The organism is Paludisphaera borealis (assembly GCF_001956985.1).
Classification (GTDB): domain Bacteria; phylum Planctomycetota; class Planctomycetia; order Isosphaerales; family Isosphaeraceae; genus Paludisphaera; species Paludisphaera borealis.
The window spans coordinates 599,642-620,964 of record NZ_CP019082.1 but is presented as its reverse complement, the minus strand read 5'-3'; the positions used below and the strand labels follow the sequence as shown (position 1 = coordinate 620,964).

Annotated in this window: 16 protein-coding genes; 10 read left to right on the top strand and 6 right to left on the bottom strand. The window is 67.0% G+C overall.

Annotated elements, in window-relative coordinates; translation table 11 throughout:
• Nucleotides 1–486 precede the first annotated feature (486 nt).
• The 3 genes from BSF38_RS31610 (at nt 487) to BSF38_RS02400 (ending at nt 5,612) form a co-directional block, all read left to right on the top strand.
• Nucleotides 487–2,685: a tetratricopeptide repeat protein gene (locus tag BSF38_RS31610; RefSeq protein ID WP_210405668.1), complete on the top strand. Its 2,199-nt coding sequence runs from the start codon at nt 487–489 to the stop codon at nt 2,683–2,685.
• 309 nt (nt 2,686–2,994) lie between these two features.
• Complete coding sequence (locus BSF38_RS02405; protein WP_076343289.1) at nt 2,995–3,345, top strand: STAS domain-containing protein; 351 nt, start codon at nt 2,995–2,997, stop codon at nt 3,343–3,345.
• Between the two features lie 509 nt (nt 3,346–3,854).
• Nucleotides 3,855–5,612, top strand: coding sequence for a glycosyltransferase family 39 protein (locus BSF38_RS02400; protein WP_076343288.1), 1,758 nt, complete (start codon nt 3,855–3,857; stop codon nt 5,610–5,612).
• Here the strand turns inward: BSF38_RS02400 and BSF38_RS02395 are convergent.
• The 3 genes from BSF38_RS02395 to BSF38_RS02385 form a co-directional block, all read right to left on the bottom strand.
• The gene (locus tag BSF38_RS02395) at nt 5,520–7,130 is read right to left on the bottom strand and encodes a glycosyltransferase family 39 protein (protein WP_076343287.1); all 1,611 of its coding nucleotides are present in this window, start codon (nt 7,128–7,130) and stop codon (nt 5,520–5,522) included. The genes BSF38_RS02400 and BSF38_RS02395 overlap by 93 nt on opposite strands.
• A 19-nt stretch (nt 7,131–7,149) precedes the next feature.
• On the bottom strand, nt 7,150–8,718 hold the full coding sequence (locus BSF38_RS02390; RefSeq protein ID WP_083712642.1) for a glycosyltransferase family 39 protein: 1,569 nt from the start codon (nt 8,716–8,718) through the stop codon (nt 7,150–7,152).
• 67 nt (nt 8,719–8,785) lie between these two features.
• Nucleotides 8,786–9,853, bottom strand: coding sequence for a glycosyltransferase family 2 protein (locus BSF38_RS02385; protein ID WP_237170891.1), 1,068 nt, complete (start codon nt 9,851–9,853; stop codon nt 8,786–8,788).
• 287 nt (nt 9,854–10,140) lie between these two features.
• Between BSF38_RS02385 and BSF38_RS02380 the strand changes: the two genes are divergently transcribed.
• Nucleotides 10,141–11,262, top strand: coding sequence for a sugar transferase (locus BSF38_RS02380; protein WP_076343285.1), 1,122 nt, complete (start codon nt 10,141–10,143; stop codon nt 11,260–11,262).
• The gene (locus BSF38_RS02375; RefSeq protein ID WP_237170710.1) at nt 11,223–12,332 is read left to right on the top strand and encodes a glycosyltransferase family 2 protein; all 1,110 of its coding nucleotides are present in this window, start codon (nt 11,223–11,225) and stop codon (nt 12,330–12,332) included. The genes BSF38_RS02380 and BSF38_RS02375 overlap by 40 nt, the downstream gene beginning before the upstream one ends.
• Before the next feature lie 54 nt (nt 12,333–12,386).
• Here the strand turns inward: BSF38_RS02375 and BSF38_RS02370 are convergent, their stop codons facing one another.
• The 3 genes from BSF38_RS02370 to BSF38_RS02360 are packed head-to-tail and all read right to left on the bottom strand — an operon-like array spanning nt 12,387 to nt 14,715.
• The gene (locus BSF38_RS02370; protein WP_145951936.1) at nt 12,387–12,836 is read right to left on the bottom strand and encodes a hypothetical protein; all 450 of its coding nucleotides are present in this window, start codon (nt 12,834–12,836) and stop codon (nt 12,387–12,389) included.
• Between the two features lie 35 nt (nt 12,837–12,871).
• A complete protein-coding gene (locus tag BSF38_RS02365; RefSeq protein ID WP_076343282.1) occupies nt 12,872–13,354 on the bottom strand; it encodes a hypothetical protein in 483 nt (160 codons plus the stop codon).
• 59 nt (nt 13,355–13,413) lie between these two features.
• A complete protein-coding gene (locus BSF38_RS02360) occupies nt 13,414–14,715 on the bottom strand; it encodes a fatty acid desaturase family protein (protein WP_076343281.1) in 1,302 nt (433 codons plus the stop codon).
• Nucleotides 14,716–15,339: 624 nt separating this feature from the next.
• On the opposite strand from BSF38_RS02360, the gene BSF38_RS02350 reads away from it, so the two are divergent.
• The 5 genes from BSF38_RS02350 to BSF38_RS31155 all read left to right on the top strand — a co-directional run bounded on the left by BSF38_RS02350 (nt 15,340) and on the right by BSF38_RS31155 (nt 21,228).
• On the top strand, nt 15,340–15,684 hold the full coding sequence (locus tag BSF38_RS02350; protein ID WP_076343279.1) for a hypothetical protein: 345 nt from the start codon (nt 15,340–15,342) through the stop codon (nt 15,682–15,684).
• A gap of 274 nt (nt 15,685–15,958) precedes the next feature.
• Nucleotides 15,959–18,400 carry a hypothetical protein gene (locus BSF38_RS02345; RefSeq protein WP_076343278.1) on the top strand — a complete coding sequence of 814 codons (2,442 nt, stop codon included), beginning with the start codon at nt 15,959–15,961 and terminating at the stop codon, nt 18,398–18,400.
• Between the two features lie 169 nt (nt 18,401–18,569).
• On the top strand, nt 18,570–19,316 hold the full coding sequence (locus BSF38_RS02340) for a hypothetical protein (protein WP_076343277.1): 747 nt from the start codon (nt 18,570–18,572) through the stop codon (nt 19,314–19,316).
• Nucleotides 19,317–19,381: 65 nt separating this feature from the next.
• Entirely contained in the window at nt 19,382–20,692 is a 1,311-nt protein-coding gene (locus BSF38_RS02335; RefSeq protein ID WP_076343276.1) for a glycosyltransferase family 4 protein, read from the top strand.
• Nucleotides 20,693–21,087: 395 nt separating this feature from the next.
• The gene (locus BSF38_RS31155) at nt 21,088–21,228 is read left to right on the top strand and encodes a hypothetical protein (RefSeq protein ID WP_168189290.1); all 141 of its coding nucleotides are present in this window, start codon (nt 21,088–21,090) and stop codon (nt 21,226–21,228) included.
• Nucleotides 21,229–21,323: the final 95 nt, after the last annotated feature.

Sequence of the window (21,323 nt, the reverse complement as noted above, 5' to 3'; positions counted from 1 at the left end):
CCGCCGACTTGCAGCACGAACCGGCCTTCCGGGCCGCGGAAGGCGATTCAGAACACGCCCGAGCCTCGGGCTCCGTCCAGAGCACTCCCACGGCAGCCGTGCAGGCGGTCAGCAAGAGCCAGGAGCGGAGCCGACGAGCGGACGCGACCAAGCGAATCTCCCAGAACAAGTCGTTCAGTCTCTATTGATATCGTACGAAAACCCCGAGGTCGGTCAAGCGAACTGCGAGGCTCAGACGCTCAGGCCTCCGCGCATACCGATCGTGACGACGACGGTGAGGCTGGCGACGAGCACGACCACTCCCACCGCGCGACGGCTGGGCGTCCACTCGGATGCCCATCGAATCGTTGGATTCGGAATGCGCCGGTATATGTTTCGTGGTCTTTTGAGAAAACCAGCCCGAACGATGAACACTCGCGCCTCGTCGGGCATAGAATTAGGGTGCCGACAGTACGTAGCGCGACGGGATGAGAAAGGGGGCGGGTCATGGGACGGCGAATGGTACTCCTGGCGTCGACCGGGTTGGCGATGCTTTTCGCTCTCGCATCGACGGCTCCTGTTCTGGCCCGTGGCGGCGGTGGCGGCGGACGCGGCGGCGGTGGTGGTGGAATGCGCGGTGGCGGCGGCATGGGCGGCGGATTTCGAGGCGGAATGGGCGGCGGCGGATTCCGAGGTGGAATGCCCGGCGGCATGGGCGGCGGATTTCGAGGCGGAATGCCCGGCGGGTTCCGAGGTGGGATGCCCGGCGGAATGGGCGGCGGGTTCCGAGGTGGAATGCCCGGCGGGTTCCGAGGGGGAATGCCCGGCGGAATGGTGGGCGGAGGAATGCGCGGTGGAATGCCTGGCGGCTTCAACGGGGGGATGAGAGGGCCGAGCATGGGTGGCGGCTTCGGCAACGCGGGCCGGCCCGGCATGAACAGCCAGGGGGGGATCAACTTCGGCAATCGCGGCACCATGGCCGGCGCCGGCCGCCCCGGCATGGGCAGCGGCGGCTTCGGCAACGCGGGCCGACCCGGCATGAACAGCCAGGGGGGGATCAACTTCGGCAATCGCGGCTCCATGGCCGGCGCCGGCCGCCCCGGCATGGGCGGCCCGAGCCTGGGCGGTCGTCCGGGGATGAATAATGGGGGATCGATCAACTGGGGCAACCGGGGTGGCGGCTCGATGGCCAGCGTCGGCGGTCGTCCCGGCGGCGGCCCTGGCTTGGGCGGTCGTACCGGCGGCGGTCCTGGCATGGGTGGTCGTACCGGCGGCGGCGTGAACCGGGGGAACTTCAACCAGACGAGCTTCAACCGCAACGTCAACGTCAACAACTTCGGCGGCCAGGGCATGGGATGGCGCAACAACTACGCCGGCTTCCACGGCAACTGGGGTGGTGGCCGCAACTGGGGTGGCGGCGGTTGGGGCGGTGGCGGTTGGGGTGGCGGTGGATGGGGTGGCGGCGGCTGGGGCCGTCGCGGATGGGGTTGGGGAGGCGGCGGTCTGGGGTGGGGTTGGGGAGGCTTCGGTTTTCCTGGGTTTGGTTGGGGATTCGGCAGCGGACTCGGCTGGGGCCTGGGATACGGACTCGGCTGGGGACTTGGCGGCTGGGGCTGGGGCGGCTACGGCGGTTGGGGTGGCTACGGCGGCTGGGGCTACGGCGGCTGGGGTTACGGCGGCCTCGGCATGTCGTCGTGGCTGTACGGGCCGATGCTCTACGACTGGGGGTACTCGAACTACTACAACCCCTATTACGTCGTCGTTTCGCAGCCCGGTGTGTACGACTACGCGCAGCCGATCAATCCCACGGCCGCCGCGCCCGATGCATCGGTCGCGGATCAGGCCGTGGGACTCTTCGACAAGGGGCGTGAAGCCTTCAAGCAAGGTCTGTACACGGCGGCCCTCGATTTCGATGACCAGGCGCTTCGGCAGCTTCCCAACGATCCGGCGCTGCATGAATTCCGCGCCCTGACGCTGTTCGCCCTGAAGCGTTACCCCGAGGCCGCGGCGGCCCTCTACCCGGTGCTTTCGATCGGCCCTGGATGGGACTGGGCGACCTTGATCGGACTCTATGAGCAGCCCGAGACGTACACGACCCAGCTCCGCGCGCTGGAAGCCTACGTGACCGACAATCCCGATTCGGCGCCCGGGCATTTCTTGCTCGCGTACCACTACATGACCCAGGGGCACGGCGAGGCGGCCCTCGGTCAGCTTCGGGCGGCGACGCAGCTTCAGCCCCGCGACAAGATTTCGGCCCAGTTGCTCCAGCAGCTCGAAAAGTCGAAGCGCGAGGCGCTCGGCGGCCAGGCCGCGCCCGCCGCCGCGAACGAGAACCCGCCCGCGCCGAGGAACGCCCGGCCGGGACTCGGCGTCCCGGTGGTCGAAGCGTTGCCGGACGTCGCGGTCAAGGAGGGGAACATCGAAGGGACGTGGACCGCCGAACCCACGCCCGACACGACGATCACCCTCGATCTGAGCGAAGCGGGCAAGTTCACCTGGAAGGTGACGGACCACGGCAAGTCGCGACAGTTCCAGGGCGTGCGGACCAACGGCAACGGCCTGCTGACCCTCGCCCAGACGGGCGCCGATCCCCAGCCGCCGATGGTCGGCAGGCTCTCCTGGAAAGACGACGACCACTTCACGTTCACCTTGGCCGGAGGCGGCGGCGCCGGCGATCCAGGGCTCTCATTCGCGCGATCGCATTAACGTCAACGCGGCGAACAGGACATGAAGCGCTCGGCGACGGCAACCTCCGCCGAGCGATTCCCCAAGGTCGTTGAGCGCCGGCCGTCCCGATCTCGATCGAGGACGGTCGCTCCGCGCGCTCGGCGAATCAAAATCAATCTTTCTTGATTCAAATGAAGAGTCCGTTAGAATCCATCCGGAGACTCCACGGGGCCGGTTCTGGCCCACCCAATACATTCGACATATAAGGCCAGTCTTGCTCCGACGTCGTGGCGAGACGCCGTGATTATTTGGCCGATTCACTCACCTGGGGTCCTGGAGGGACTTCGCATGCTGAACTTCACGACCAGCGAGGTGAGCGACGTCATGATCATCAACTTCGAGCCCACCGAAGAAGAGAATTACGACTGGCAGCTCAGCCAGCGCGACTGGCTATATAAGCTCCTCGAGTCGCGCGAGGACGGCCGGTTCGCCATCGACCTGACCGACGTCAATTACCTCGCCAGCTCCGAGATCGGCTTCCTGGTCACGATCAAGCGGCGGATCGATCGCCGCAAGGGGCAGACCGTGATCTACGGCGTCTCGCCCTACATCATGGACATTTTCCGGACGATGAACTTGCACAAGGTTCTCGACATCGTCGAAAACCGCGCCGCGGCCCTGGCGAAGCTCAAGTCCTGAGCGAACCTGACAACTCCCGGCCGCTCGCTCATTGGGGCCGCCCAAACCTTGGACGCCGGAACGACTCACCACGGAGGACTCGGAGGGTCACGGAGGAGACGAGGGCCGCAGAGGAGAAGCCCGAACCTTCTTCGCCCTCTCTCCTCCATGCCCCTCCTGTCCTCCGTGGTGAAATCTTCTTCCGATGGGCGGGCCAGGCTGATGCTCCCTCGATCATCTCTTCCTCTTTGGTTGCGGCCAAAGGCCGCCCCCTGTCCTCCGTGGTGAACATGTTCTTCGCGTCCCCCCTCACGCCCCGAGCTTGACGGCCGCGACGATTGCGCCGGCTGGCCCATCCACTACGCGCGCAACGCCTCGGCTTTGCGTGGACCGAGCCCGACCGCGCAATCGATAAACCCGTTGCCACGAGGCGGGTTCGTCTCGACGCGCTCGGACCGAATCGCCGCGGGACGTCGCCGCCCGATGGTCGCGATCCGCGCCTGCGCGTCTTTCCCAACGAGAGAAAGAACGTGCCGCAAACGACGATCAGGGCCGACCTCGCCGGCGGCGTCGAAGCTCGAACTTCCCGGTCCCGGTTCAGGCGCCGGTTCGGCGTCCTCTTGTTCGCCCTCGTCGTGGTCCGGGGCGTCGTGCTGATGTGCGTCTTGCCCCCCTTCGAAGGCTGGGACGAGTACCAGCACGTCGCCTACGTCCAGCACCTCCGCGACGCCGGCCGCGCTCCGGTCGCCGGCCAATCGGTGGTTTCGCCGGCCCTTCTGGCCGAGGCCGTGAAGTTCCCCCATCCCGAAGCGGCCGTGCGCGACCTGCTCGGCGGCGTCGGGGCCGTCGGCTACGGCTCGTTCTGGGCGTTGCACCAGGCGCACGCGGCGCCGAACTTCCGCGACCTGCCGGTCTCGCTCTATCAGGCTCAGCACGGGCCGTTGAGCTATCGCGTGCTCCAGCCGGCGTTCTCGGCGCTCGGCGGGGTCGGGTCGTTGCGGTCGTCGATCGCCGGGATGAGGCTCATCAACCTGCTGCTGACGGCGGGAGCCGTCGGGCTGGCCGTCGCCTGCCTGCGACGCCAACTCTTGCGACGCCGCGACGCGGCCCTGATCGGCCTGGCGCTCGCGACTCACCCGCTGTTCCTGCTCAACGGCGTCCGGGTCGCGAACGACGCCCTCGGCGTATTCCTGGCCACGCTCACCGTCTGGCTCGGGCTTTCGCTGTCGTCGACCGCCGCGAACCTGCGGCGCAGCCGGCTTACGATGGCCTGGCTGGCGACGGGCGTCCTCACCGGGATGGCCGTGCTGGCGAAGGCGACCAACTTCGCGCTCGTCCCCTTCGCCGGCTTCTGCGTGTTGATGCTGGCGATCCGAGCGAAGGCCGACCTGAAGCGGTCATTGATCGCCGGGGTCGCCTTGGCGCTGGGCTTCGTCGCGGTCATGCAATCGGAGATCCGGTTCAACCTCGAACACTACGGCTCGCTGAGCGCGATGCAGGAAGCCGCCGTCAACCATCGCCGAGGCCTCGGCCCGGCCGACCTTTTGAAGACGGCGGCGAGCATCCCCTGGAGCAAGACGATCACGCAGCTCTGGGATCGCCGGATGTTCTTCGCGGGCGGGTGGAGCTTCCTCCACTCCCATCCCCGGGCGGTCGGCGCGTACCGCGACGTCGTCGCGATCGGCCTGTTCGGCTGGGCCTGGGGAGGGCTCGTGTGGGTCGCCGGTCGGCGGCGAGGCGGAGGCCGACTGTTCGCCAACCCCGGCGCGGCGCCGGCCTGCGCGGTGCTGGTCGCGTCGTATACGGCGGCCCTCGCGTACCACATGGTCCAGTCGAAACTGGCCTGGGGCGCGTCGTCCACGGGCCCCTGGTACGCCAGCCCGGCGTTGCCCTGGTTCCTGACCCTGGTGATCGTCGGCGGCCTGCGGTGGCCGCTCGGCGACCGGCTCCGACCGGCCTTGCCGCTGGCCCTCGTCGCCGCGTCGCTCGCGGCCGAATTCATCGGGTTGTTCGGCCAGATGGTCCCGGCCTACACCGGCTACGCCTCATGGACCGTCGCCTTCGCTCGGCTGTCGTGGTTGCAGCCTTGGTGGCTCGGCTCGCCGACCCTGATCGCGGCGGCGGCCGTCGAGGTCGCCACGCTCGCCGCTCTCGCCCTGGTCTGGCGCGACGACGTTCGGAGCGAGCGCGGCGGCTCAGCGCCGCGTCCCCGAGGTCTCGCCCCGGGCGATCTGAGGGGCGGCCACGCGTTCGAAGATCTGGACCTGCACTTGCCCCGGCTGAGGTGAGGCGGGAACGACGACGACGGGGGGCCGGTCGCCGATCAGCTCGCGGAGAGCCGGCGCGTAGGTCGACGCTCCTTCGGCCTGCGACTTGAGCGCGACGACCCACCGGATGTTCGGATCGACGGCGGCTTCGTGGATCTGCGCGAACGATGACCCCTTGCGCTGGCTGAAGTAGAGCGACCAGTCGGTGAGGTCGAGAACCTGGGCGTCGTCCTTCGACGCGTTCGCCAGCCAGAGCCCGGCGTCCCAGTAGACGTTGAACGGCCCGGGCGTGCTCACGAGGGGCTCGTGAAATCGGGGGAACACGATTCCGAGAGCCATCGCGCCGGCCCATACCGCGGGCCCCGGTTGCAGTCGCTCGCCAGGCAGGCCGACCAGACGACCGTTGAACGACACATGCTTCATCACCCACGACAGCCCGTGGGCCGCGATCAACGTCAGGATCATCCCCGGCACCAGAGCGTTGCGCGGCGAGCAGTAACCGGCCGTGGCGTGGAGCCGGACCAGGGCCATCGCGGACGTCGCCAGCAAGACGCCGAGGAACAGCCACGTCCGCGCCGGGGCGGCGCCCGACCGGGCCGTCGCCAGGCCCAGGACCGCCAGCGCCAGGACCGCGAGCGGGACGTTGGCGTTCACGGATTCGAACATCTGAACACTCGCCAGCCGATACGTCTCGAACGGCGTCTGACCGGCCGGCAGCGGCGCTTCACGCTCCAGGGCGACCGGCGACGAATGGGCTTCGAGACCCAGCACGCGCGCCAGGCCCGGACGAGTGGCGAACGTCCCCTTCGCGGCCATGTACGGACCCGCGAGCAGCAGAGAGCCGACGGCCAGAAACGCGATCGCGCGCCACCATCGCGGCCAGTTGATCCGCGTCACCGGATGCATCGGCAAGAGCGCCAGCGTCGCCACCACGCTCGCCGGCAAGAGCAGCCCTTCAGGACGGCCCAGGTAGGCGAGCACGCCGAAACCGAGGGCCAACGGCAGCCAGAAGAACCGCCCCTCGCGCAGGAACCGCACGGCCGCCCACAGGCCCCAGGTCCAGAACAACAAGAACGTCGACTCGCTGAGCACGTTGACGACGACCGATCCGACCACCGGGTTGACGATGAACAGGACGCAGCCCAGCCACGCGGCGCGGTCGCCGAAGAGGTCGCGGGTCAGGAGGTAGAGCGGGATCACGAGCAGGACGATCGCCGCGTAGCCGAGCGCGACGGCCGCGCGCTGCCACCACTCGGGGCCTTCGCCGCCGATCAGCCGGTGCATCGCGACGATCCCCAGCGGATGCAACGGATGGTCCATCCCCCCGACGAGTCCGTCGCGCCACGCGCCTTCGTCGATCCGCTGCGCGAGCTGGATCGACCGCAGGCCGTCGCGAATCTGGGCCTCGGAATGACGGAGCGTCCAGCTCAGAAACAGGGCCGCGACGGCCATGAGCAGGACGATCCGCCAGGCGTGCCGCGCCGGGCCGATCGCGTCGGGTTCGAGCACGGGCTCTCGTTCAGGCGCTGCGACGTCCATGTCGGCACTCCCTTATGTTTCAATGTCTCGTCGTCGAGTCGGTGGGTTCGGACCGGGCCATATCGGGCGAAAGCTCGAAGACGTGAACTTGCGACACCCCTTTGCGCCGCGTTTCGGGAAACGAACGGACCGGGGTCCGGCCGCCGACGAGGTCGCGAACCGTCTGGCAGTACGACCAGGGGCCGACCAGGAAAGCGTCGTGCGCGACGACCCAGCCAAGGCCGGCGTCGCCCGGCGCCTGGCCGAGATCGCCGAACGAATAGCCGGGACGCTGACCATAGAACAACGCCCAGCCCTTGAGGTCGAGCACCTTCGCCCCCGGAGCCGTGTGGGCCGACAGCCACTCCCCGGCCTGGCGATAGCCGGCGTAGCTCTCGTTCACCGGGGCCAGCGTCGCCTTGCCCCAGAGCGAACCGCCGACCAGCAGACACGCCGCGCAAACCGTCGCCTGGACGAACCGCCGTCGTCCCTCGGTCGCGTCGGCCGCGAACCGGCGCGCGGTCAGCTCCGAGAGCCGGACGAGCGCGCTGGCGGCGGCGGCGACCACGGGCAGGGCCAGAATCAAGGCGTGCCGAGGCGTGCAGTAGCCTCCCGTCGCGTACAGGCGGACGAGGGCCAAGGTCCAGGCGACGCAGACGATCCCCACGAACAGCCGGTCGCGCGCCTGGCCGGAATCGCGGCCGGGCGATCGCAAGAAGAGGCCGAGGACCGCGAGCGCCAGCAACGGCGTGGTGGCGGCTCCCTGGACGGCTCGGAACATCCCCCGGCAGGCGGTCGCGAACGCCTTGGCGGCCGACTGGTCGGGGTCGAGCGGCCGTTCACGCTCGATCGCCATCGCCGTCGACTTCGGTGCCAGGCCGAACAGCCGGGCGACGGCTGGCTTGGTGCCGATCCCACCCTTGAGCGCGATGTACGGCCCAAGAAGCACCAGCGGGCCGACGACGATCAGGGCCGTCGCCCGCAGCCAGACCGGCCGGGCGAACCGAATCGAGGGCCGGACGACCATCAGGCCGAGCGTCGCGGCGAGGGCCGCGGGCAAGAGCAGGCCCTCGGGACGGGTCATGTAGGCCAGGCCCGCCGCGCCGAGCGTCGCCAGCAGCCAGGCCATGCCCCCACGGCGGAAGAACCGCAACGCGAACCAGCATCCCCAGGTCCAGAAGAGCAAGAAGACGCCCTCGGACAGAACGTCGGCCAGCACATGGCCGGTGATCGGGACCATGTAAGTCAGCAGGCAGGCGAGCCAGGCGACGGCCGGGCCATACAGTTCGAGGGCCACAAGGTAGAGCGGGACCACCAGCAGGACGCCGGCCCCGACCGAAACCACCTGCGCGGCGGTCTGCCAGTCCTGCGGCCGATCGCCTCCTCCGAGCAGGCGATGGGCGGCGGCGACCGCGAGTGGATAGACCGGATGATCGACGGCGCGGGCGATCGTCGCCTTCCAGTCGCCGCGCTCGACCGCCTGGGCCCCGGCGACGTACCGCAGGCCGTCGGCGTACATGACCTCGGTGTGGGCGGCCAACCATCCCAGGAGGGCGGCGGCGAAGGCCGTCAGCAGCGCAATCCGTGTTGCGTGTTGCGAGGTGGTCAAAAGCGGTTCCGTCCTTTCGCCGTTCGATCCATAACGGGCGAATCCTTGCCCGTTTCCTCACCCGGCGTCAGGCCCGATCACGGGACGCCGACGCCCGGCTTTCTCGTCGCAAGACGCCGCCCCCCGCCGGCCGGCTGGCGGCGTTCCGGGCGAGCCTTCTGCTCGGTTCGGGCACCCTGGCAGGCTCGCTCGGGCCACGCTCCGCTTCCTCCGCCAGGGCGAGGACGCGGCGACCGCGCGGGCCACGTCCTCGGCGAAGTCGCTGGGCGATATGGCCGATCGTGCGCCAGGCCCGGCGCTCCACCGGCCGCCCCCTAAGAGCCGCCCAGGCCCCCTTGGCCGCCGCTTCCAGAGCGACCACCCACGCCAGGGCGAGAAACTGCCACCGTGGCGTGTGCTTCCGAAAATAGAGCAGCTTGCTATGCCGGATGACGACCCGCATCTTGGGCGAAACCGGCCGATTCTGCAAGGGATGTCGGTGAATCACGCTGACGGTCGGATCGTACTCGATTCGCCAGCCCCGGTCGCGGGCCGTCCGGCAGAGGGCAACCTCTTCGTGGTAGAGGAAAAAGTCCTCGTCGAAGCCCCCCAGCTCGGTCATCATCCGAGTGTTCACGAGCATGCAGGCGCCCGTCACCCAGTCGACCGGTCCGAAGCGGATTCGCCCGTCCACCTGATACTTGCGCCGACTCCTGGGGAGGAACTGCTCGAAGACGGTCCGCGCCAGGCTCGGAAAGACGCCGACCGAGCCCTGGGAGCTGCCGTCCGAGTTGCGAAGGCCGAAGCCGACGACGCCGGGCGGGTCGCCGGGAAGGGCGTCGAGCGCGTCGATGCGATCGAAGATCCGGCCGAGCGTCCCGGGCTCGACGTCGACGTCGGGATTGAGCAAAAGCAGCCAGCGACCGCGCGACTGTCGCCAACCCGCGTTGACACCGACGCCGAATCCGCCATTATCGGGCCGAAGCACGAGCTGGAGTCCCGGCCGATGAAGCGCGGGCGACTCCGGAAGCGGGCCGAGGGACGCATTATCGACGACCACGACCTGGCACGCGCCCGAAAGGAATTCGGGCTCATCCTCAAGCCTGGAGACCAGGCTGAGCACGTCGGGCCAGCCGTCGTAGTTGACGACGATCACCGTCAACTTCGGTTCCGGTCGGCCGGAAGTCGGCGATCGGCGGGAGGATGCGTCCACGAAATCGACCTCGACAGACAAGGCTCTCGGGCTTACGCAATCCGACGGTTTTTCGGATTCACTGGACAATTCCGTCGGATGGACCGATGGAAAAGCTTGAACCAAAACCGCTCGGGGCACTGCATGCCAAGGATGGTACGGGGAACGACGGAGATCCGCAAAGGCCAATCGGACGACCGACGCCGGGATGGCGGTCTCTTGCAGCTCAGCCGATGGATCGGTGGCGCCTCATGAATGATTCCCTGGAGATCGTGGGACGAAAACGATCGGAAGCCGTCGCGGGAGCGTCGCGAAAGCGGATCGTCCTCGTCGGCGCACGTCGCGACGCGCGGAGGCTGCTCCGCGACATGGACGCCGGTCCGGTCCCGATCATCGGCTTCATCGACACCGGCCACGACCACAAGTCGAGCCCGCGGTTCCGCAGCCGGCACCTCGCCGTCAACCAGCGGACCAGCCCGCTCCCCGTGCTCGGCAACATCAACCGCGTCGACGAGCTGGTCGACCAGGCCCGGGCCACGCACGTCGTGGTCGCCCTCTCCAGAAAGCCGAAGAAGCATCTCCGGCCCCGGCTTGCCAAGCTCACCAACTCGCGGGTCCGCGTCCACTGGATCTCGGCAGCGTCGGGCGGCCTCGATCTGTCCGGCCTCGACCTCGACGGCGAGACCCCGGAGCGCCGTTCCCCGTTCGGCGACTGGTCATGGCCGATCGTCCGACTGCGTAAATGGGCTCGCTCGGATGGGGCAAGGCTGGCCAAGCGGATCGCCGACATCGTCGTCTCCGTGATGATCCTGACCCTGCTCGCGCCCCTGTTCCTGATCGTCGCGGTCGCCATCCTGCTGCAATCCGGGAGGCCGATCTTCTACACCCAGGAACGCGTGGGGCAGGGGGGACGGCGGTTCCGGATCATCAAGTTCCGGAGCATGAAGAGCGACGCCGAGGATGTGACCGGGCCGATCTGGGCCTCGGACCACGACACTCGCTGCACCCGCATCGGCGACTGGCTCCGGAGCACGAACGTCGACGAGCTTCCCCAGCTTTTCAACGTCCTCAAGGGCGAGATGAGCCTGGTCGGGCCGCGCCCCGAGCGCCCGGTCTTCGTCGACCAGTTCTCCCACGAGATGCCCGACTACAACCTCCGCCACGCGGTCCCCAGCGGCATGACCGGCTGGGCCCAGGTGCATGGCTGGCGCGGGCGGACCTCGCTCCGCAAGCGAATCCAGTACGACCTCGACTACATCAACCGCTGGTCGTTCTTGCTCGACTTCCAGATTCTGTTCATGACCCTCCAGCACGTCGCGTGGGGAAAAACATCGTGGAATCTCTCTCGAACGGCGAAAAAGCCGGAAGCGTGACGCCGGCCGGGCCTTTCCTCGACGTCGACCACGACGATCGGCCCCTCTGCTCGGTGGTGATCCCCACCTACAACGGCCGTGCGCTGCTCGAAACGTGCCTCGCCAGCATCTACCGACACCTGCCGTGCGATCCCGCGCTGCCTTGCGAAGTCGTGGTCGTCGACAACGGCTCGATCGACGGCACGCACGACTGGCTCGCCCGCGCCTATCCCCAGGTCCGGGTGGTCCGTCTCGACCCCAACCGTGGCTTCTGCGTGGCCGCCAACACTGGCATCGCGGCGGCGCGCGGGCGGTTCATCCAGGTGCTCAACGACGACACCGAGGTGACGTCCGGCTGGATCGAGGCGGGCCTCGAACCGTTTCGCGACCCGACGGTCGGCGCGGTGACGCCGCTGGTGCTCGTGCGGTCGACGCCGAACCGCGTCGACTCGGCCGGCGATTCCTACAGCCTGGCCGGCTGGCCCACCAAGCGCGGCCACGGCCAGCCCGTCGAGCGCTGGTCGGCACGGCCCGTGGAAGAAGTCTTCGGAGCCAGCGGGTCCAGCTCGTTCTACCGGGCCGAGGCCCTCCAGCGCGTCGGCGGCGGCTTCGACCCGTCGCTGGTCTCGTACTACGAAGACGTCGATCTCGGCTTCCGGCTCCGGTGGGCCGGCTACCGCGTGCTGTTCACGCCGCACTGCCGGATCTTGCACGAGATCTCCGCGACCTACGACCACCGCCGCCCCGGCCTTCAACGGCGGATCGCACGCAACGCCGAGCTGGTCTTCTGGTCGAACCTGCCGGCCGGCAAGCTGGCGACGGCCCTCGTGCCGCACCTCGGCCTGCTCGTCGCCCAGGGCGGCTGGCGGATGCTCCGATTACGGTTCCTCCCCTTCTTCCTGGGAAAGATCGACGCCGTCCGCGAAATCCGCCACCTTCAAGAGCGTCGGAAAGTCCGCGCCGGCCTGGCCCGTCAGGCCGTCAACCGGCCCCACTTCCCCATGAGCCTGGGCTCGCTCGAAGACGTCGTCAACCACCTGCGAAGGCCGCCGGAAACGACGTCGCTTCGGCCGCAAGAATCCCGGTCCTGAGGACGTCGAGCAAGTCGACCGATCGGTCGTCGCCGTCGCCGTCGCCCTCGGGACTCAGTCGCGTCTGTCGAGGATCTTCGACGCCTCATCGACGGCTTGCGCCTGTTCGTCGCGCGTCCCATGTCTCATGACACGGACGAATTCCGCGATCTCCGCATCCGTGGCGTTGCGAACGAAGCGCGTATTGAGGTCGCGCACGTGGAATTGATGGATCGCCGGCGACAAGTTGCATCCGCGTGCGATCACCTGGCCGCTGATCGTCGATGCAACATCGCTGAGAGAGCGCCACTGAGAAACGTGGGCCCCTTCATGCGCTACGATCCAGCGCTCGAGTTCCGACTGCTCGATCCTGGTCTTTACTGGGATGAACAACAAGGAGGTCCGGAACTTCATCGAACCGCTGACGGGATCGATCCAGTCGTGGTCGCTCCGTACAGGCAGCACAAACGCCAGGATGGTGCAAACTGGAATTGCGATGAGGCAAGCCCGGGTTCGAGGTCGCATGATTATCCATTCTAACCGACGAGCCGGCCCGTTCGTCAGGACGGGCCGGCGGGGGCCGCGGTCGGGCTTCCGTAGCCTCTTTCGAGGATCTTCCCCGCCTCATCGACGGCGCGCTCCTGTTCGTCAGGCGTACCGCTCCTCATGGCGCGCACGAACTCAACGATCTCGGCATCCGTCGCGACGTGGACGAAACGCGTATTGGAATCGCCCGCATGAATGGGAAAGATCTTCGGCGTTCGGCCGACTCCACATCCCGCGAACCGGCCGGAGATCAGCCGGTAATTCTCATTCAGGAAGTGCCATTGGGGATTGTGGCATCCTTCGTGCGCGACGATCCAGCGCTCAAGCTCCGAGGTCTCGATCCTGGTCCTTGTCGGGATGAACAACCAGGAAGTCTCGAACTTCACGGACCCGGAGACGGGATCGATCCAGGTGGAGATGCTCCGCACCGGGTACGTCATCGCCAAGACGACGCAAGCGACGAAAGCAATGAGGACCATCAAGCTTCGTTTGAACATGATCGTCCACTCTAACCGACGAGCCGGCCCGCTTGTCAGTCGGACCGGCTCAGGTTGATTCAGGACGTCACGGGCTCGCCACGGCCGAATGGGGCTCTCGGTTTGGTCATCTCGTCGAGGATCGTCGGGTGGGCGTCGTCGCCGACGAACGTGCCGTGGCATTCCACGACCTGCGCGCCGTAGGCGTCGTGGGTCTCCTTGAGCAGCTCGTGCAGCTCGGCGAGCCGGTAGTGCGGGATGGCCGGGAACAGGTGGTGGGGGATGTGCATATCCTGCCCGTAGACGAACACCGCCCACCGCGTGAACGGGTCGGCGAAGAAGACCCGCGAGTTCGTCAGCCGCCCGGTGTCGGCGTTCGAGTGCTGGTAGACGTCGCGGAGCAGCATGAAGAACGGGAACGTCGTCAGCATCGGCACGAACCAGAGCAAGATCACGTACATCGCCGACCGTCCGTCGGTCTGGTATCGCAAGAGCGACAGCACGATGAAGGCGACCGTGAAGAACCAGAGCCTCGCCGCGCCCGAGAACCGGGTCGAATAAACCTGGCGGAACGGCGACTGGAAGACGGCCCAGTCCGGCAGCGCCCGAAGGATCAGTGTGGCGAGGGTTCCCGCCAGTAGGCCCGCCGGCACGATCCAGCCCGGCTGGTGGGTCGTCCGCATCCAGCCGAACAGAATGTTCAGCCCGACGACGTAAAGCACCCCTAAAGCCGTCGCCAGCCTCGGGATGTAGATCTCGAACCGGCCGTGGTCGGCGCCGTCGCGGCGTCGGTAGATGCTTTTGCCCTTGCCCAGCGTGTTCACGGTCATGTACGCGAACTGGTACTCCGCGAACCGCAACGGCGCGACGAACATGCAGAAGTAGACCACCGCGATGAACCGGCTGCGGCTCATCGGGAACTCGAACGCCCGCTTGCCACGGCCCAGGTTCAGCAGGTCGGGATCGCGCTCGGGGTCGTTGGTGTACTGGTGATGGGCCATGTGGAAGACGCGGTAGAAGTGCACCGACGTCATGAGCGGGAACATGCAGAACAGGTCGGGGATCAGGTCGTTGAGGAACCGGTTCTTGAGGAACGTGTAATGCGACGACTCATGACCCAGCCCGGCCAGCCGATGCTGCAACGCCCCCACCACGACGATCGCCGCCGCGAAGATGGGAATGTTCCACAACCACGACAACCCCCACGCCGCCCGCGATTCCGCGAACGCCACCGTCGTTCCGATCGCCACGATCAGGCAGGCGTACTCGCGGGCGAGGTACAGCAAATTGGTGACGTTGTCAGCCTGTCGCAGCCGCATGATCCGCCGCTGAAGGACGACATCGTCAAACGCGGGACGGACGACCACCTCTGAGACGCTCATGCCCTCTCCTCTCCAGCCCACTGGACCAGGCGTCGGCGCCGAAGCCCATCCAGCCACCGAGAACACACTCCTTTGCATCGGGATTCCTGGTTCTCCATGCCATCTATTCTTCCCGAATCGCCAAGACCCCGTAAAGACCCCGTCATCCGCATAACCCCACACAGTTTCGCATCCGACGATTTTATCGCGCCATCCTGCCTAATCGCCCAAGTCAAAAAAGCAGCCGCGCAACCACCAGCGTCGGGCTCCACAATCAATTCATACTAATTCTATCGACAAAATCTTGACTTGCCCGCCGGGTCCAGGTATTGTTCTGTCATCACAGTCGTCGTCGGTGCTTGAAAGCGGACGGAATTCAAGCGGGCCACGGCGGCCCCAGGAGTCTCGGCATGTTCATTCGATCAGGGCGATGTTGTTGTTGCTGCTGTTGACGCGGCCTTCCCGGCTCGGCGGACGACGCGGGAGCCGCAACCGCGAGCGAACGGGGGTCGAGAGCGGTCCACGATCCTCGACGGTTCGCCCGAAACGACGACACGTTCCTTTCATCGAAGATCGCCGCGTGAGATTTCCGCGAGCGGTCGGATACAAGAACACCCGATCACGCAAAGCGAGACGAGATCCGACATGAGCAAGAAATTCCTGTCCGTCGGCGACACGTTGATCAATCCCGACCTGCTGGCTTACGCGGTCGTCGACGGCCCGGGGCCTGAAGGCGTGGTGCTTCGGTTGGGTTTCGCGACCCAGACCGGCGGCCGCAGCGACCTCCGGCTGGTCGGTGATCAAGCCGGCGAGGTTCTTCGCTGGCTTCGGCTTAACGCCGATTTCCTGACCAAGCAAAGCTCGTTCCATCCCAACAGTCCGGTCCAACAGGCCTCGCGCGACCACCGCCGAACCGAACGCCTCCTGCCGATCCACGAGCGGGCCTCGACGGCCCTCGAACGGGAGCCGGAGCTGGTCGGCCGGTATTGATTCCCCCGCCTCGCGGGCGGGCCTTCCCAATGCAAGGGGGGAAGGCCCGCCCACCCCTCCCGAAACTCCTTTCGCGGCGTGTCTCCCCATGCAAAGGGGGGGAGACCCGCCCACATTCTCGATCCCGCCCTCCGCGGCGGGCCTTCCCAAGCAAGGGGGGAAGGCCCGCCCGCTCTCACGGATCGTCCTCGCCCAACCACGGGTTGCCGCCGATCACGGATCGGATCAGGATGGTAGACGAGCACCCGACTCGTTTCCTCCGGAGCCCCTTGCCGTGAAAATTCCTGACGCCCGCCAACGCAGACGAAACGCCGCGGCCTTCGCGCTGCGCGTCTTCGTCGTCTTGTCCGCCGCCTTGTTCCCGATCAGCCAGCGCGCCGACGCTGTGGAACTCGACGGCGCGGTCGCCAAGGCGGTCGTCAAACCAGCCGACGGCGGCCGGAACGTGCTCGACCCCAAGGCCTGGCGACCCTGGGACCTGGGCTTTCAGGTCGAAGGCGCTCGGTTCGTCTGCGACAACGGTGGCGATGCCCACGCCCGGCGCGGGCTCTCGCAGCACGTCGTGCTCAACCAGAAGCGCCCCGCGCCGATCGTCGCCTCGGCCTGGAGCGCGGCCGAGGGGGTCTCGGGAACGCCCGACCCCGATTACGCGCTCTATCTCGACCTCGTCTATGACGACGGCTCGCAGGTTTGGGGGCAGTCGACCCCGTTCAAGACGGGCTCGCACGGCGACCAGGAGGCGCGGGTGGTCTTCGTCCCTGAGCGGCCCGTCAAGGAGCTGACGGTCAGCCTCTTGTTTCGCGGCCACGCCGGCAAGGCGACGTTCCGCGATCCCAAGCTGACCGTCCTTGACACCGGCTCGTCGGGCGTCGTGTTCGACGGCGAGCCCGTCGTCCCGCGCGGGCCGTCGCGCGACGGCTTCCTGGTTCGCGACGTCGCGGCGGCCGGCGACTTCGTCCACATCGACAAGCAGGCGCTGGGTCTCGGGCTCGAAGTCAAGCGGACGAAGGAGCAGGGGGGCGAGGTCTTCGACGTTACGCTCAGCGACGCGACCGGCCGCGACCGGGCGGTGACGTTGCTTTACACGATCCCCGTCCCGGCCGACGGCGCCCGATGGCTCGACGACCTGCGGCGGTCGTCGCCCGCGACGCCGGGGACCGAGTACATGCAGGCCAAGACGTTCCACGCCGGCGCGAACGGCCGGATGTCGCTCTACCCGCTGGGCGCCGTGACCCGTGACGGCCAGGGGTTCGCCCTGGGCCTCGATCCCGATCGCCCCGCCTTCTCTCGGATCGGCTACAACGCGGGGACCGGCGAGCTGTTCCTCGCCTTCGACGTCGCGTTGACCCCCGAAAAGAATCGCGCCTCGCTCCACTTCCGTCGGTTCGGCTTCGATCCCGCGTGGGGCTTCCGCGCAGCCCTCGACGCTTATTATCGGCGGTTCCCCGCAGCCTTCGTCCGCCGCGTCCCCAAGCAAGGGCTCTGGATGCCGTTCAGCAAGATCAGCACGATTCCGGGCTGGGAGGATTTCGGCTTCCGGTTCAAGGAGGGCGCCGACGAGACCGCCTGGGACGACGCGCACGGGATCATTACGTTCCGCTACACCGAGCCGATGACCTGGTGGATGCCGATGCCGCCGAAGATGCCCCGGACGATCGACGCCGCCAAGGCCGAGGCCGAGCGGCTCGCCGCGACCGGCAAGGCTGAGGCCCGCGCCTGGCTCTCGAGCGTCTATCACGACCGCGACGGCCAGTACGTCGGCCGGCTCATCGAAGCGCCCTGGAACAAGGGGGTCGTGTGGAGCATGAACTCGGCGCCCGGCGTCGCGGGCGACCTCAACGACTTCCAGGTCAAATGGAACCCCCGGGTCCGCGAGCGATTCTACGGACCGAACCGCAAGGGGGACCTCGACGGCGAGTACATCGATTCGAGCGAAGGCTACGTGACCGACGAACTCGACTTCCGCCGCAGCCACTTCGCGACCTCCGAAGCGCCGCTGGTCTACTCGATCGACGACCGCCGGCCCGCCGTCTTCCGCGGGACGATCGCGTTCGAATACGCGCGCGGGATCGCACGCGACGTCCACGCCGCGGACAAGCTCATGATGGCCAACGCGACGCCCGACCGGCTCTGGTGGCTCGCCCCAATGCTCGACGTGATGGGGACCGAGACCGACTGGAACCCGCAAGGCGCGTGGCGGCCGATGTCCGACGCCGACCTGCTGTACCGCCGCGCCCTGTGCAAGGGGAAGCCGTTCTGCTTCCTGATGAACACCGATTTCGACCGGTTCGGCGCCGACAAGGTTGAGAAGTACATGAAGCGGGCCGTCGCATACGGCATGTTCCCAGGATTCTTCAGCCCCAACGCGGCCGACGGCGCCTACTTCACGCGTCCCGAACTCTACGACCGCGACCGCCCGCTGTTTCGCAAGTACCTGCCGCTCTGCAAAACCATCGCCGAGGCCGGCTGGGAGCCGATCACCCTGGCGCGGTCGAGCGACGACCACGTCCACGTCGAGCGGTACGGCGACCTCGGCCCTCGCTACCTGACCGTCTTCAACGACGGCCCCGAAAAACGATCAGAGACGATCACGCTCGACAAGCCCGTATCCGGAACGTCTCGCGAACTGGTCGGCGGCCGGAACGTTTCGTGGAAGGACGGCCGGACGACCGTGATGCTCGAAAGCGGCGATCTGGCGATTCTCGAGATGCCGTGAGCCGACGTCCCAGCCGAAGCCCGCAAGGCGTATTGAAAGGACGTGGGAGAGTCCAGTACCATATCCAAAGCATACGGGGAGGGGGCGCGAACGTCTTCACTTGCAAATCATCGAACGTCAGCAATTCAGCATATTACGGATCGAAAACGGTTCGAGAGGATGACACGCGATGCCCCGGAACGTGCTGCTGCTGAGCGCGACGATCATCCCGCTCACCGGGATCAAGTCGATGACCCGCACCGACCCGGCGATGCGGCTGAAGGACTACGAACGGGCTTTGCGCTTCTACATGGGATTGCTGGCACGGAGCTTCGATTCGATCGTCTTCTGCGAAAATTCGGGGGCCGATCTGAGGCCGCTCGAGAACGTCGCGGAAGAGGCGGGCGCCGGCGGCCGGGTCGAGTTCGTCTCGTTCCAGGGGCTCGACTTTCCGCCGAACTACGGTCGAGGCTTCGGCGAGTTCAAGCTCGTCGACCATGCGATGAAGCACGCGCGGTTCTTGCAGCCGACCGACGACCTGGTCGTCTGGAAATGCACCGGCCGCTACATCATCCGCAACATGGAACAGTTGGTTCAGAACCGGCCGAGCGAATTCGACGTCTATTGCAACTATCGCAATCGCCCGATCTTGTGGTGTGATCTGTATCTCTTGGCCTGGAACATAAAAGGCTACCAGGGCGTGATCAAGGACTGCTGCCACAGGCTCTCGGAGGCGACCCGGGAAGATGGTCAATGCGCGGAGGAGAAGTTCCGCCACCTGATGGACGAGCGTTCGAGCGTCCTGAAAATCACGCCTCGGTTCCGGCGCGTCCCTCGGATCGAGGGATATCGAGGCTGGGACAACAAGCCGTACCAGGATCGGAAGGCCCTGGTCCGGGCCGTGGCGTTGAAGCTGGCTCCCTGGCTCTGGATCTGACTCCCCTTCCTTAGAGGTGTTCCGCATGTCCCGAAGAACAGGCTCCCCGCGCGGAGCACGCCGTGATGGCTGACTCGACGACGACCGAGACCGACGACGCGCCCCGCGTCTTGATCGTCAGCGAGCACGCCTCGGTGCGATTCGGCGGCGAGGCGATTCTCCCCTGGCACTACTTCCGGTTTCTGCGACGGCGCGGGGTCGAGGCGTGGCTGGTCGTCCATTCGCGGACGCGCGACGAGTTGATCGGCCTGCTGCCGGGCGAGGCTGACCGGATGCACTTCCTGCCCGACACCGCGCTCAATAAACGGGCGTATCAAATCGGCCGACGGCTCCCCGGCCGGATCTCACACTTCACGGTCGCCTACGCCAGCCGCCTGAGCACCCAGCGGGCCGCCCGCGCGACGGCCCGCCGCCTGATCGCCGAGCATCGCATCAACGTCGTCCACCAGCCGATCCTGGTCTCGCCGCGCGAGCCGTCGTTGTTGTACGGCCTGGAGGTTCCGGTCGTCATGGGCCCCATGAACGGCAACATGACGTACCCGCCGGCTTTCGCCAAGAGAGTCGACGCCGCCGTCCTCCGTCTCTCTCGCAGGGCGACCAACTTCGTGAACCGCCTGTCGCCGGGCAAACTGCAAGCAGCGGCCCTCCTGGTCGCCAATGAGCGGACGCGCCAGGCTTTGCCCGCCGGCGCCCGGGGCGAAGTGATCACGCTGATCGAGAACGGCGTCGATCTCGAGATCTGGTCTCCTCCTGAAGACCGGGCTCCCCGCGACGGCCCCACGCGGTTCATCTTCCTCGGCCGCCTCGTCGACTGGAAGGCCGTCGACCTGCTACTTGAAGCGTTCGCGAGGGTCCAGACCAATCCGCCGCCGGTGCTGGAGATCTTGGGAAACGGGCCGATGCGCGCGTCGCTGGAAGAACAGGTGGGACGGCTCGGGCTCCAGGACCGCGTCCGGTTCTCGGGGTGGCAGACTCAGGTGGAATGCGCCCGTCGGCTCCGCGAGGCCGACGCCCTGGTGCTACCCAGCCTTTACGAATGCGGCGGCGCGGTCGTGCTGGAAGCCATGGCCTGCGGCCTCCCCGTCGTCGCCACCGCCTGGGGCGGGCCGACCGACTACCTCGACGACTCGTGCGGCATCCTCGTGCCCCCCGACTCCCGCGAAGCGCTCATCGCCGGGATCGCCGAGGGGATGTCGCGGCTGGCCGCCGATCCCGAACTTCGCGCCCGCCTCGGCCGCGCCGGCCGCCAGCGCGTCGAGCACGAGTTCAACTGGGAAACCAAGATCGACGACATGCTCGGCATTTATCGCCGGGTCATCGCGGCGCGGGCTTCCCAGGCGACCCCCCTGGCCGATTCGCCGCCCCCCTCTCGCTGACGTGGACCGGCTGTTCGACCGCGCAACGGATCAACACGCCAGTGTGATCGCAAGCTCTCGGCGATGAACATGCGCCAGGCCGCGCAGCCGCTTCTGTTCCAAAAACTGCCGCAGAGGGACAAGAAGAGATCGGCCCGCCGCCGCTATAGTTCACGCCGGCCTACAAGAATGCGGACCGACCCTTACACCGGCGACTCGGGAATGCCGACTCTTGCGACGCGCCCGCAACATGATAAATTGCATTCACACCAGATTCGCATGCCGAGTGGTTTCAGCCCCCTCGGTTCCTCAGTCGTAGGCGGCTCTTTACCGGGAGGCGTTTTCCGATGCGATCGGCGTGTCGTCCTGTTGGACGCGCAATCTTGCTTTGCTTGTTTCTCGGATCTCCCTCGCTGATGTCCGGCTGCAGCGACGAATCGAAGCAATCAGGGACCCAGGTCCAGGTCAGCGAGGAACAGAAGGCCCAGCTCAATTCCAAGCGCGACATGTACAACGCTCGGGCCAAGGAACATCCCAAGTCGCTGAAGAAGCGATAATCGAGCGCAACCTCTCTCCTCTCTCCACTTGCGCTCAGGCTCCGTACTGAGACACGCAGCGGCTCCGCGTCTCACCTCTCCGGGCCGGCTTCGGG